We start from the raw sequence: 13022 nt of genomic DNA, 5'->3' as shown, positions 1-13022 counted from the left end.
TGCCTTCTATTCCGCCGCCTGCGCCCCGCGCCCAAAGCGCTTTTCGATGTAATCGAGAACCAGCGCCTCGAAATCCTCGGCGATTTTCGGGCCCCGCAATGTCAGCGCCTTCTGGCCGTCGATGAAGACGGGCGCGGCTGGATTTTCACCGGTACCGGGCAGCGAGATGCCGATATCGGCGTGCTTGCTTTCACCCGGACCGTTGACGATGCAGCCCATGACGGCGACGTTGAGTGCCTCGACGCCCGGATATTTTTCGCGCCAGACCGGCATGTTCTTGCGCAGGTCACGCTCGATATTCTGCGCCAGCTCCTGGAACACGGTGGAGGTCGTGCGGCCGCAACCGGGACAGGCGGCGACGACCGGCAGGAACTGCCGGAAACCCATGACCTGAAGCAGTTCCTGCGCGACGATGACTTCCTTGGTGCGGTCGCCATTCGGCTCGGGCGTCAGCGATACACGGATCGTGTCGCCAATACCCTGCTGCAGCACATAGCCCATGGCAGCGGACGAGGCGACGATGCCCTTAGAGCCCATGCCGGCCTCGGTCAGGCCGAGATGCAGAGCGTGATTGGAGCGATCGGCCAGCATCGAATAGCAGGCAATGAGGTCCTGGACCTGGGAAACCTTGGCCGACAGAATGATGCGGTTGCGCGGCAGACCGATCTCCTCGGCAAGCTCGGCCGACAGCAGCGCCGACTGGACGATCGCTTCGCGGGTGACCTGGCGCGCAGTGAGCGGAAAGCCCTCGGCCTGGTTCTTGTCCATCAGGCTGGTCAGCAATTCCTGATCCAGCGAGCCCCAGTTGACGCCGATGCGCACCGGCTTGTTGTACTTGATCGCCGTCTCGACGATATCGCCGAACTGCTTGTCCTTCTTGTCCTTGAAGCCGACATTGCCGGGATTGATGCGGTACTTCGCGAGAGCCTCGGCGCAGGCCGGATGATCGGCAAGAAGCTTGTGGCCGATATAGTGGAAATCGCCGATCAGCGGCACGTCCAAGCCAAGGCGCAGAAGGCGATCGCGGATCTTCGGGACGGCAGCGGCGCTTTCGTCGCGATCGACGGTGATGCGCACGACTTCGGAGCCGGCACGCGACAGCGCCGCGACCTGGGCAACGGTGGCATCGATATCGGCCGTGTCTGTGTTGGTCATAGATTGGACGACGACCGGCGCTCCACCGCCGATGATCACCCCGCCGACATCGACGGCGACGGACGCCCGGCGCGGTTTCGGATCAAAATCAGTGACGGACGACATGGATGGCCTCACGGGAAGCAGGAATAGACATTCAGGTGGCAAAGACCGAGTTCAATGTCAACCTTGAGGCTTTTCGATGACAACCATTTGATCGCCGCTTAATGAGCGCGCTGTACCAGCGGCCGCACCATCAGGTCAATCAGGCGCGCAATGTCGGCTTCCGCCTCATCCCAGTCGCCCACCCGTTTCTTCAGGCCCTCGATCGTCGATACTATCAGGCGGGAAAGGTTGCCAGCCGACACGCTGGCTGCGGGAAGGGCAATCTCGCCGGCTGTGTCGGCGCGCCTAATGGCGCGCTCCAGGGTTCGCTCCAGCACAGTGCTCCAATCATCGCCGAGATCGCCCGCCAGTTCCTGCTTGATCTCGAAGAGTTCGGCGCCATGCGGCATGCTGGCGATCCGCCGCATCGGCGTAATGATGGCCGCATCGAGCGCCGCAATCAACCGGTCAGGGAAAGGCGCCTCGCCTTCGAGTTCCGCATCGACGTCGCGGAATGTCTTTTCCAGCATATCGACAAAGCCGGCACGATAGATGTCTGCCTTGTTCTTGAACTCGAGATAGAGCACCGGCCGCGAGATCCCGGCGGCAACGGCAATATCGGCCATCGTCGTGCGCTTGAAACCATAGGACATGAAGACTTTGAATGCGGCTTCCAGGATGATCGAGCGGCGATCGAGTGTTTCTGTATTTTCCATATTTGACATTCTGACATTATTTGATATTTTGTCAACGACGTGATTTGGAGGACAGTGTGATGAAGCTGACGGTGAATGGCAAGCTCCACGAGGTTGATGTCGAAGAGGATATGCCTCTCCTCTGGGTGCTTCGCGATGAACTCGACATCAAGGGTCCCAAATTCGGCTGCGGCCAGGCGCTGTGTGGCGCCTGCACGGTTTTGATTGATGGCGATCCAGTCCGCTCCTGCTCGGTGCCTATCGGCACGGTGCAGGGCAAAGTCACCACGATCGACGGCATTTCCGATGGTACAACTTTGCACGTGGTGCAAAGAGCCTGGATGGAAGAGCAGGTCGCCCAATGCGGCTACTGCCAGTCCGGCCAGATCATGAGCGCGGTCGCGCTCCTCAGCCAGAATCCCAATCCCGACGACCAGGCCATCAACGACGCGATGAGCGGCAATCTCTGTCGATGCGGCACCTATCCGCGCATCCGCGCAGCCATCCTGCGTGCCGCAACCGAATTGCAGGGAGCCTGACCATGGGCGCGATCGCAAAATTCACCCGACGTACTCTCCTCGTGGGCGCAGCAGCCATCGCTGGCGGAGTGGCCTTCGGCTACTACAAATACAAGCAGCCCTTCGCCAATCCGCTGGAGGACGGCCTCGCCGACGGCGAGCAGACCTTCAATCCCTATGTGAAGATCGCCAACGACAATACCATCACGGTGATCGCGCCCCGCGCGGAGATGGGCCAGGGCATTTTTACCATGCTTGCGGCGCTGGTCGCAGAAGAACTCGACGTCAGTCTTGACCAGATCAAGATCGAGCACGGCCCCGCCGCGCCTGCCTATTACAACAGGGCAGCACTGGAGGAAGGCGCTCCCTTTCCCCGCTTCGATGAGAGTTTTACCGCCGAAGCCGTTCGTTCGGCGATGGGCGTGGTAGCGAAGTTCCTGGCGCTGCAACTGACCGGCGGCTCGACCTCGACGGTAGATCATTACGAGAAGATGCGGCTGGCCGGTGCCGCCGCCCGCGAAATGCTGAAATCCGCCGCCGCCAAGAGTTTTGGCGTCGACGTTTCGACATTGACCACATCGGACGGCAAGGTGACGGACCCGAAAAGCGGCAAGAGCCTTGCCTATGGCGAGCTTGCCGAAGCAGCTGCAAAGCTCGCACCGCCCCAAGAGATCAAGCTCAGGGGAAAGGCCGAGTGGAAGATCCTCGGCAAGTCGCCGCCGCGCCGCGACATGCTGGCCAAGGTCACCGGCGGCCGGATCTTCGGCATCGATGTCGCGGAAGCCGACATGGTCTATGCGACGATCCGCATGAATCCCAATCTGGGCGGCAAACTGGAGTCGCTCGATGCATCTGCCGCCAAGGCGATGCGTGGCGTCAAGAAAGTCGTTGAGATAAAGAGCCCGCTCGGCGAAGGCTTCGGGGTCATCGCCGACAATACCTGGCGCGCCTTCCAGGCAGCCGATGCGGTGACTGCCAAATGGGGCAAGGCCGCCTATCCCCAGACATCGGACGGTATCGAAAAGCTGCTCGACAACCAGCTCAATGGCGAAGTCGGTTTCACGCTCCGGACGCTTGGCGATCCCGATCGGGTATTTGCCGAAGCGCCCAAGGAACGCGTTGTCGAGGCCGAGTACTTCGCGCCCTTCCTGTCACATGCAGCCATGGAGCCGATGAACGCCACAGCGCGCCTCAAGGACGGCTGGCTCGATATCTGGGCACCGCACCAGTCGCCCTCGATCGTCAAGATGATCGGCGCTGAGATCTCGGGTCTTCCGGAAGATCGCGTCCGCGCCCATATCACCTTCCTCGGTGGTGGATTCGGCCGTCGCGCCGAGCCGGATTTCATCGATTACACCGTGCGCATGGCTCTCGAAATGCAGGGCAAGCCGGTTAAGCTCACCTGGACGCGCGAGGAGGACATGACTCACAGCCCGCTCCGGCCCGTCGCCAAGTCGCGCTATCGGGCGGTGCTCAACGAGGACGGCACGCCGAAGGCGCTTACGGGTTCCATCGCGTCGCCTTCGATCACCAAGAGCTTTGTCGGGCGCGTCTACCCATCGGTACCGATGGGCGGACCCGATATCGCGCTGATCGACGGCGCCTACAACCAGCCCTACCAGATCGAGAATTACCGTATCGACGGGCGGCCGATCGAACTCGCCATCCCGACCACCTTCTGGCGCTCGGTGGGTTGCTCCTACAATGCTTTCATGCACGAAAGCTTCATCGACGAGGTGGCTAGTGTCGGCAAAACCGATCCGCTGGCGCTGCGCCAAAAGCTGATGGCGCCATATCCGGTGGCAACCAAGCTGCTGGAAACCGTCGCTGGTATGTCGGACTGGCAGACGCCGTTGCCCAAAGGCAAGGCGCGGGGGCTCGCCTTCACGCTGTCCTTCGGCACCTGGGTCACGCAAGTGGTGCAGGTCGCGCAGGAAGAAGGCGGCATCCGCATCGAGAAAGTCTTTTGCGCGGCAGACGCCGGCCTCGTGCTCGACGAGCGGAATTTCCGCGCCCAGATGATGTCTGGCATCATTTTTGGTCTGTCGGCCGCAACCGGTCAGAAGATCACCTTTGCCGATGGCATGGTCGAACAGCAGAACTTCTCCGATCATGACGGCATGCGCATGTACCAGTGCCCTGTGATAGAGGTCGAGCTGCTGGAAAACTCCAAGCATATGGGTGGCGCGGGCGAGCCGGCGACCCCGCCCGTTATGCCAGCGCTTGCCAATGCAATCTTCGCGTTGACCGGCAAACGCGTCCGCCGCATGCCGCTTTTCGACGAGGTGACGTTCGTCTGAGGCCGCGTTCAAAACTTGCTCCTGGCGGTGTTTTCGTTGCAGATATCAGTAAGAAAACAGCGACAGAAAGAACGGCCATGACATTTCGCGCGCTCGTGATCGAAAAGGCGGAAGACGGGAGCCTCTCCCAGACGGTGCAGGAACTTGACGACAGCAGGTTGCCTGCCGGCGATGTCACGGTAAAGGTCGAATATTCGACGCTGAACTACAAGGACGGGCTCTGCATGCACGGCCGGGGCGGTCTGGTGCGCACCTACCCGCATATTCCCGGCGTCGACTTTTCCGGTGTGGTCGAACAATCCGACGATCCGCGCTATCTCCCGGGCGATCGGGTCGTGCTGACCGGCTGGCGTGTCGGCGAGGCCTGGTGGGGCGGTTACGCCACGTGCGCCAGGGTCAAGGCCGACTGGCTGGTCAAGCTGCCGGACGAAATCTCCACCCGGCTCGCCATGGCAATCGGCACGGCCGGCCTGACCTCGATGCTCGCCGTCATCGCGCTGGAAAAGGCCGGATTGACACCGGACCAGGGCGAAGTGCTGGTGATGGGCGCTGCGGGCGGCGTCGGATCCGTTGCCGTGGCGATCCTGGCAAAGCTCGGCTATTCCGTCGCTGGCGTCACTGGGCGGCCCGAAGCGGCCGACTATCTCCGAGCGCTGGGCGCCGCCACCATTATCGACCGGTCCGAACTGACCGAGCCCAGCAGCAAGCCACTGGAGTCCGAGCGCTGGGCCGCAGCCGTCGACGCTGTCGGCGGGCAGATGCTCGCCCGCGTGCTCAGGCAGGTGAAGTACAATGGTTCTGTTGCAGCCATCGGGCTTGCCGGAGGCGCAGATGTGCCGGGCTTCACGGTCATTCCGTTCCTGCTGCGCGGCGTCAACCTGCTCGGCATCGATTCGGTCATGCGGCCCTATCCCGACCGTGTCGAGGCCTGGAAGCGGCTGGTCACCGACCTGCCGCGGGAAAAGTTAGAAAGCATGATTTCCGAACATGGCCTTGCAGAGATGCCCGCCCTCGGCGCCTCGATCCTGAAGGGCGGGGTCAGGGGTCGCGTCGTGGTCAACACGGCGATCTGACACGGCTGAGCCGCGCAGTTGTACGCGAAAGTCAGGCAAGGACTTTGGCTGGCAATGACCGGCGGACTCTGAAAATCATTCGCAAGAAAAGATAAAAAAATCAGACGTCGAGCGTCGACACTTCCTTGGCGGAGGAAAGCACGATCAATGTCTCCGTGCGCATCAGGCCTTCGATGCCCTTGAGTTCTTGGGCGAGGAAGCGTTCCAGCTCGCGCGTGTTTTTCAGCCGCACCTTGAGCAGATAGTTCCAGGCACCGGTCACGTGATGACATTCCAGCACCGCGCCACTATTGGCGATCTTGGTGAGGAAGGCGGCCTCGACCTCCGGTTCGTTCCAGCCGACGAAGACGAAGGCCAGCAGGTCGAGCCCGACTTTCTCGGGATTGACGGCCGCATGGAAGCCGGAAATGATCTCGTTGCGGATCAGGCGCTTGATGCGATCGTTGACGGTGGACGGTGCCAGCTTGAGCTCCTGGCCGATTTCAGCCAGCGACAGCCTGTCGTTTCGTTGCAAGAGAGCAAGGAGGTTTCGATCCGTCTCATCCAAAATACTCATCTTGCAGTCTCCAAATCGATTAAGCTTAAACTAAGCATCTAGAGCGAAATTTTCCACGCCGAAAGTGCAATATTTCGCATCTTAAGCGGTCGGCACAACCGCACGATGCGATTCGATACCGCGCAGTGGCCATATTGATAATTCTATCAAACGCCAGTCAACCGATTTTGATTTAAACGTGATGGCACAATGCACTATAGGAAGGGGATGCGGCCTGCAGGACCGGACGAGTTTGTCCGGCAGTGGGTCGGCGATCGTTGACCAGGAATTTCAATGCGCTTTTCAGGATATTTTATCGTGGCGGCTGCCGGTTTGGCGGCGGGCTTGCTTGCGCAGGCTGCGAATGCCGATGAAGTCGCACATTCACGCCCCATCGGTGTCGTGGAACTCTTCACGTCGCAGGGCTGCTCCTCCTGTCCGAAGGCGGATCGGGCGATCTCCGAAATGGCCGACCGGCCCGACGTGGTGACGATCACCTATCACGTCGACTACTGGAACTATCTCGGCTGGCAGGACACACTGAGCGCCAAGGCCAATACCGACCGGCAATATGCCTATGCCAAGACATTGGGCAACACCAACGTCTATACACCGCAGATCGTGCTGAACGGCACGCATGACATGAAAGCGGCAGCGCCCTTCGTCATCCAGGCCAATCTGAAGAAACTCGCCGAGAACGGCGAAGGCGTCACCGTGCCCGTGACCGCCACGCTGTCATCCGATGAATTGACCATTTCCGTTGGCGAGGGATCGGGCAAGGCCGACGTGGTCATCGCCTATTTCAAGAAGGCGACCGTGGTCGATATCAAGAGCGGCGAAAACCAGGGCAAGCAGATGACCTATCGCAACTCCGTGACCAAGCTGGAGACGGTCGGCATGTGGGACGGCAAGGCGCTGACGGTCAAATTACCCGCGGCGATGATCGGCAAGCAGGGCCAGGACGGCTGCGCTATCCTGCTGCAATCGCACGATAAGGACGGCAATCCGGGTCGGATTCTGGGTGCGGCGGCACTGTGAAACGGCGCCGGAATCGGTAAAACTTCGGCTTGCAATTCATTTCTCTTCAGGCAAACTGTCACTGTTCCGTCACCAAGGGCCTGTTCGAATCGGGCTGCCGCCCGGCGGAAACCTTGGAAAAGGCTTGAGATGGCAGATCAGTCGGAGCATTCAGGGGCATCCAGCCGAAAGAGCGAGGGTGTCGTCGATCTCAGGGAATATCGCGACGCACGCGACCCGATGCCGGTCACCTTCCATCGACTCGAACTCAACCAGATCTTGCGTATCTACGGCCGCATGGTCGGCGAAGGCGAGTGGCGCGATTACGCGATCGATTTCTTCAAGGACAAGGCGGTGTTTTCCGTCTTCAAGCGGTCGGGTGACCTTCCCCTCTACCAAGTCGAGAAGAATCCGAAATTCGCATCCAAGCAAGGCGCATTCTCCATCGTCAACACCCAGGGCAAGATCCTCAAGCGCGGCCACGAATTGGCGCAGGTGTTGAAATTCTTCGACAAGGTGCAGTTCCTGCGCGACTGAGATCTCCCTCCCCCTGCTTTTCCCGGACTTTACCCCTTCCCCCTGATGGCCACTTTGCGTTAGAGCATCGGCCATGACGACATTTGCCATCCTGCTTGGCGGCCCGCTCCGCAACACCAGCCGCCTTGCCGACGTCCTCGGCGGTGCGCGCTTCATCGCGGCCGATGGCGGCATGAAGCATGCGGCATTGCTCGGAATCGTGCCCGAGCTGTGGGTCGGCGATTTCGATTCCGTCACCGACGGGCTGATCGAGCATTACCAGTCCGTCGAGCGGCAGACCTATCCCGCCGAAAAAGCGATGACCGACGGCGAGATCGCCATCGACGAGGCGCTGGCACGTGGCGCAAGCCGGCTCGTGCTCGCCGGGGCGCTGGGTGGCGAACGCACCGACCACTCGATGGGGCACTATGTCAACGCGCTGTCGCTGACCGGCAAGGGCCACGATGTGTTGCTGACCTCGGGCGAGGAGGAGGCCTATCCGCTGATTGCCGGCACGCTGTCGCTCGATCTGCCCGCCGGCAGCCTGTTCTCGATTATCGGCTTTGAGGATCTCCACGGCCTGTCTATCGAAAATGCCCGCTATCCGCTGTCGGACTTTACCCTGCCTTTCGGCTCGTCCCGCACCCTTTCCAATGTCGCCGAAGGTGCGATCACCGTCCGCCTCGAAAGAGGCCGCGCCATGGTGTTCGCTCGGCCCTACGATTTTTCCGGAGTATAGATTTGGCCCCGCCAATCCTGAAACTTGACGATATCTTCCTGAGCTTCGGAGGCGCCCCACTCTTGGCCGGCGTCAATATGCAGATCGAACCCGGCGAGCGCGTCTGCCTCGTCGGTCGCAATGGTTCCGGCAAATCGACATTGCTGAAAATGGCCGCCGGCCTTGCCGAACCGCAGAGCGGCGATATCTTCCGTCATCCGTCTTCGACCGTGCGCTATCTCAACCAGGCACCGGACTTCGATGGCTATTCGACCGTCGAAGCCTATGCGGCGGCCGGCCTCGGCCCGTCCGACGATCCCTATCGCGTCACCTATCTGCTCGAGCATCTCGGCCTGTCCGGCGACCAGAACCCGGAAAGCCTGTCTGGCGGTGAGGCGAGGCGCGCAGCGCTCGCCCGCGTGCTGGCGCCCGAACCCGACATCCTGCTGCTCGACGAGCCAACCAACCACCTCGACCTGCCGACCATCGAATGGCTGGAAACCGAACTGACCAAGACCCGCAGCGCGCTGATCGTCATCTCACATGACCGTCGCTTTCTCGAAAAGGTCTCGACCGCGACCATCTGGCTCGACCGTGGCGTCGCTCGCCGGCTCGACCAGGGTTTCGGCTATTTCGAGGCCTGGCGCGACAAGGTGCTTGAGGAGGAAGAACTCGAACAGCACAAGCTCGGCAAGCAGATCGAACGCGAGGAACACTGGCTGCGCTATGGCGTCACCGCGCGGCGCAAGCGCAACATGCGCCGTCTCGGCCAGTTGCAGGACCTGCGCCAGGAACACCGCACGCATAAGGGCGCGCTCGGGCGCGCCGAGGCCACCGTCGCCGAGGCGCGAGAGTCCGGCAAGCTGGTTGCCGAAGCCGACAAAATCACCAAGGCCTATGGCGACCGAACGATCGTCGCGCCGTTTTCGATCCGCGTGCATCGCGGCGACCGCATCGGTCTCGTCGGCCCCAACGGCGCCGGCAAGACGACGCTGCTCAAGATGCTGACCGGCCAGCTCGAGCCTGACAGCGGCACGATCAAGCTCGGCACCAATCTCGAGATCGCCACGCTCGACCAGCGCCGCGACGGGCTTGATCTCAGCGACACGCTAGCGGGCTACCTCACCGACGGTCGCGGCGAGAGCTTGTTGGTCAATGGTGTGCAGCGTCACGTCACCGGCTATATGAAGGAATTCCTGTTCCAGCCCGAACAGGCCCGCACGCCGATCCTCAATCTTTCGGGCGGCGAGCGCGCCCGGCTGATCCTCGCCCGCATCCTGGCAAAGCCGTCAAACCTGCTGATCCTCGACGAGCCGACCAACGATCTCGACATCGAGACGCTCGACCTGTTGCAGGAAGTCGTCTCTGGCTATCAGGGCACCGTCATTCTCGTCAGCCACGACCGCGACTTCCTCGACCGCACCGTGACCTCGACGATTGCGCCGGCCAATCCCGAATTTCCCGATGGCCAGTGGATCGAATATGCCGGCGGCTACACCGACATGCTCGCGCAACGCAAATCGCTCGCCGACGAGAAGAAGAAAGCGGAGAAGCCTGCCGCCAAGACCGACACGGCTTCGTCTCGCGGCGATGGCGGCCAGCAGAAAGGCAAGCTCTCCTTCAAGCAGAAATTCGCTATCGAGAACCTTCCCAAGCAGATGGCGGCCAAGGAAGCGGAAATCGCCGGCTTCGAGAAGAAGATGGCCGACTCGAAATTCTTCGCCCGCGACCCCGATGGCTTTTCCAAGGTCGCCGCACAGCTGGAAGCCGCCCGCAACGCCATCCACAAGATGGAAGAAGAATGGCTGGAACTCGAAATGCTGCGCGAGGAACTCGAAGGTTGAATAAAAAAAGCCCGGTTCTTAAAGAACCGGGCGAATTCTGGGGAGGATCAGAGCGCTGACCATCCGGGTTGCAGGGGAGGCGCCGGACGGTCAGATATGCGAAGGGCTAGACATCAGCCGCAGATGCGGACGCGCTTGATGTAGACATTGCCCCAATCGTCGTAACGACGGACCTTCTTGATGAAGCAATAGTCGTTGTAATAGGCCGGGCGGATGACGATGCGTGGGCCGCCCCAGTAGTGGTGATGGCCATACCAGCCATGATGGCGGCGCCAGCCGGCTTCGGCAACCGACGACAGCGATACGGTGGCGACGACGGCGGCAACGGCAGCGATGATGTACTTTTTCATTTGAGTTCTCCTCGGAGTGAATTGGCTTGGTTCTGGTTTCATTCGGTTCGGATGCTTATTTCCATCCGTTGAAACCTTTTTCCCACACCTACACTGCCCGCGCTGTTTCCATGGGAACAGCTCTGTGCTGCGATGATTTTTCAGGTGAGACCGAAAAGCCCTTGGCGAACCGCATCCACTTTTGTAAGGAAGGGTAAGTGGTCCCGTAGCTCAGCAGGATAGAGCACCAGATTCCTAATCTGGGGGTCGCGCGTTCGAATCGCGCCGGGATCACCATTTTTGTCAATGGCTTGCAAAATCGAAACGTCGATCTGTTTTCATGTAGTCACACTGTAGTCACAGTGAGACATTTATGGCGACGTTTAGAAAGCGGAACAACAAGTGGCCGGGCCAAATCCGTCGGCAGGACAGCAAGCCGATTTCCAAGAGTTTCCTTAATCGAAAAGACGCGGAAATCTGGGCACGTGGCATAGAGCGTCGCTTGGATCAGGGCGAGATTGCCCTGCCTTCCAAAGAAATTGACGAACGCACTTTGCGGGATTGTTGAGCACCTAGAGGGAAAGAACACGCCTGGCAAAAAGAGTGCGCCCCAAGAAGGTTATCGGATTGGGAAACTCCAACGGCACCAGATCGGGTCAGTCCTTGCGACCACAATCACTTCAGAACACATTGCTGCCTTTCGTGACGAGCGGCTGAAGGATGTGTCTGGCGAAACGACCCGTCAAGATTTGGTTCTTATCCGCTGCGAGCGCCAACCTGATGCGCCCGCACCATGACGTTGTCGATCAGAACATCATTCATTCGAGGTCAGCTCGCACTCGACCCGAAAACCTCAAACGTCATTCAGAATCACATTGCCAAGCAGGCGTCATCCAGACATGATCGGTGCCTGCGACATGGTCAATTCATGCCGCCCGCGTGGATAAGCCATCAGCGATCGACATGCCCATTCTCGATGCCGACAAGGCTCATCAAGTGTACGTCGTCAAGCGCGGCGAGGGAAAAGGCTATGCAGGAATCGTCAATACTCTTTTCTACAATGACAATTACAACATGGTATACGGCGATGTGCGTGCGGTTCGTGTCAAGATGATCGAAGGCATCCGCGGCCCTGGATCCGCCGCCGCCTGAGCTGTTTCCAAGCAGACCGACGCGGGCCTCCGCCAGTCGCCGCTCCTCATCTACGATAGGATTCTTCGATGAAAATTGCAGTGTTCAGCGCTCAAAGCTACGACAAGCGATTTTTGGACGAGGCGAACCAGCGTGAGGCGGTGCCCTTCGATCTGCTCTATCAAGAGGCCGGCCTGTCTCTGCAGACGGCCACCTTTGCGCAAGGCTGCGATGCCGTATGCATCTTTGTCAACGACCTGGCCGATTCGCGCGTACTTGAAGCGCTACACAATCTCGGTGTAAGGGGCATCCTTTTGCGGTGCGCTGGTTTCAACAACGTCGATATAGAGGCGGCCGACAAACTTGGCCTCCTTGTGGCGCGTGTACCGGCCTATTCGCCGGAGGCCGTCGCCGAGCACACGGTCGCACTGATCATGACGCTCAACAGGCACACGCATCGTGCCTATAACCGCGTTCGTGAAGGCAATTTCATGCTCGACGGTCTGTTGGGCATGACACTTCACGAAAAGACGGTCGGCATTGTCGGCATGGGCAAGATCGGACTTGCTACCGCGAAGATTGTGAACGGTTTTGGCTGCCGTGTACTGGGGTTCGATCCGGTGGCTTCTCCAGAGTTTGCAACTCTAGGCGAGATGGTAGACCTCAATACCCTGCTGGCGCGCTCCGATATCGTCACGCTCCATTGCCCGCTTTTTGAAGATAACCGGCACATGATCAACGTAGAGACACTGGGTTTGATGAAACCGGGCGCAATGTTGATCAATACTTCGCGCGGAGCATTGATCGATACGCGGGCGGTCATCCGTGCACTCAAATCCGGTCGCCTGGGCGCTCTCGGTATCGATGTCTACGAACAGGAGAGCGCACTTTTCTTTCACGATCGATCCTCCGACATCATTGCCGACGATGTCTTCCAGCGGCTGATGACGTTTCCCAATGTGCTGGTGACAGGACATCAGGGCTTTTTCACTACCGAAGCCATGCGCGAGATTGCGGAAGTGACTTTTCAAAACACGCACTGCCTTGCCGACGGAACCAAGTGCCCAAACGCCCTCGGGAAGGCGTGATTTCTCCTCCTGCGCTACG

General features: G+C 60.0%; 13 protein-coding genes and 1 tRNA gene. 10 read left to right on the top strand and 4 right to left on the bottom strand.

Translation table 11 applies throughout. The features are described 5' to 3' along the window. Positions 1–6 precede the first annotated feature (6 nt). Complete coding sequence (ispG, locus tag ACXHRN_RS26185) at positions 7–1260, bottom strand: flavodoxin-dependent (E)-4-hydroxy-3-methylbut-2-enyl-diphosphate synthase (protein ID WP_488639184.1); 1254 nt, start codon at positions 1258–1260, stop codon at positions 7–9. A gap of 98 nt (positions 1261–1358) precedes the next feature. Next, positions 1359–1955: a TetR/AcrR family transcriptional regulator gene (locus ACXHRN_RS26180; protein WP_488639183.1), complete on the bottom strand. Its 597-nt coding sequence runs from the start codon at positions 1953–1955 to the stop codon at positions 1359–1361. Positions 1956–2014: 59 nt separating this feature from the next. On the opposite strand from ACXHRN_RS26180, the gene ACXHRN_RS26175 reads away from it, so the two are divergent. The 3 genes from ACXHRN_RS26175 (at position 2015) to ACXHRN_RS26165 (ending at position 5825) form a co-directional block, all read left to right on the top strand. Continuing rightward, positions 2015–2473, top strand: a complete 459-nt coding sequence (locus ACXHRN_RS26175) for a (2Fe-2S)-binding protein (RefSeq protein ID WP_488639182.1) — start codon at positions 2015–2017, stop codon at positions 2471–2473. Positions 2474–2475: 2 nt separating this feature from the next. Next, a complete protein-coding gene (locus ACXHRN_RS26170; RefSeq protein WP_488639181.1) occupies positions 2476–4752 on the top strand; it encodes a xanthine dehydrogenase family protein molybdopterin-binding subunit in 2277 nt (758 codons plus the stop codon). 77 nt (positions 4753–4829) lie between these two features. Beyond that, positions 4830–5825 (top strand): MDR family oxidoreductase, encoded by a 996-nt coding sequence (locus ACXHRN_RS26165; RefSeq protein WP_488639180.1) that lies wholly within the window; start codon positions 4830–4832, stop codon positions 5823–5825. Between the two features lie 100 nt (positions 5826–5925). On the opposite strand, the gene ACXHRN_RS26160 is transcribed toward ACXHRN_RS26165, so the two are convergent. Beyond that, a complete protein-coding gene (locus tag ACXHRN_RS26160) occupies positions 5926–6381 on the bottom strand; it encodes an Lrp/AsnC family transcriptional regulator (RefSeq protein ID WP_488639179.1) in 456 nt (151 codons plus the stop codon). 273 nt (positions 6382–6654) lie between these two features. Between ACXHRN_RS26160 and ACXHRN_RS26155 the strand changes: the two genes are divergently transcribed. The 4 genes from ACXHRN_RS26155 to ACXHRN_RS26140 all read left to right on the top strand — a co-directional run bounded on the left by ACXHRN_RS26155 (position 6655) and on the right by ACXHRN_RS26140 (position 10455). Further along, positions 6655–7398 (top strand): DUF1223 domain-containing protein, encoded by a 744-nt coding sequence (locus ACXHRN_RS26155; RefSeq protein ID WP_488639178.1) that lies wholly within the window; start codon positions 6655–6657, stop codon positions 7396–7398. Between the two features lie 129 nt (positions 7399–7527). Further along, positions 7528–7914 (top strand): DUF2794 domain-containing protein, encoded by a 387-nt coding sequence (locus tag ACXHRN_RS26150; RefSeq protein ID WP_488639177.1) that lies wholly within the window; start codon positions 7528–7530, stop codon positions 7912–7914. Positions 7915–7987: 73 nt separating this feature from the next. Then, positions 7988–8632 carry a thiamine diphosphokinase gene (locus ACXHRN_RS26145; RefSeq protein WP_488639176.1) on the top strand — a complete coding sequence of 215 codons (645 nt, stop codon included), beginning with the start codon at positions 7988–7990 and terminating at the stop codon, positions 8630–8632. 2 nt (positions 8633–8634) lie between these two features. Next, entirely contained in the window at positions 8635–10455 is a 1821-nt protein-coding gene (locus ACXHRN_RS26140; protein WP_488639175.1) for an ABC-F family ATP-binding cassette domain-containing protein, read from the top strand. A gap of 113 nt (positions 10456–10568) precedes the next feature. Here the strand turns inward: ACXHRN_RS26140 and ACXHRN_RS26135 are convergent, their stop codons facing one another. Beyond that, on the bottom strand, positions 10569–10805 hold the full coding sequence (locus ACXHRN_RS26135; protein ID WP_488637952.1) for a hypothetical protein: 237 nt from the start codon (positions 10803–10805) through the stop codon (positions 10569–10571). A 199-nt stretch (positions 10806–11004) separates the two neighbouring features. Between ACXHRN_RS26135 and ACXHRN_RS26130 the strand changes: the two genes are divergently transcribed. The 3 genes from ACXHRN_RS26130 to ACXHRN_RS26120 all read left to right on the top strand — a co-directional run bounded on the left by ACXHRN_RS26130 (position 11005) and on the right by ACXHRN_RS26120 (position 13003). Continuing rightward, positions 11005–11081: transfer RNA gene (locus tag ACXHRN_RS26130), tRNA-Arg, on the top strand. A 666-nt stretch (positions 11082–11747) separates the two neighbouring features. Continuing rightward, complete coding sequence (locus ACXHRN_RS26125; RefSeq protein ID WP_488639174.1) at positions 11748–11936, top strand: NAD(P)(+) transhydrogenase (Re/Si-specific) subunit beta; 189 nt, start codon at positions 11748–11750, stop codon at positions 11934–11936. Between the two features lie 68 nt (positions 11937–12004). Then, the gene (locus ACXHRN_RS26120) at positions 12005–13003 is read left to right on the top strand and encodes a 2-hydroxyacid dehydrogenase (RefSeq protein WP_488639173.1); all 999 of its coding nucleotides are present in this window, start codon (positions 12005–12007) and stop codon (positions 13001–13003) included. Positions 13004–13022: the final 19 nt, after the last annotated feature.

This window comes from Shinella sp. OV683, from assembly GCF_057787725.1.
The sequence above is the reverse complement of the archived record's forward strand: the minus strand, read 5'-3'. Positions and strand labels throughout refer to the sequence as shown.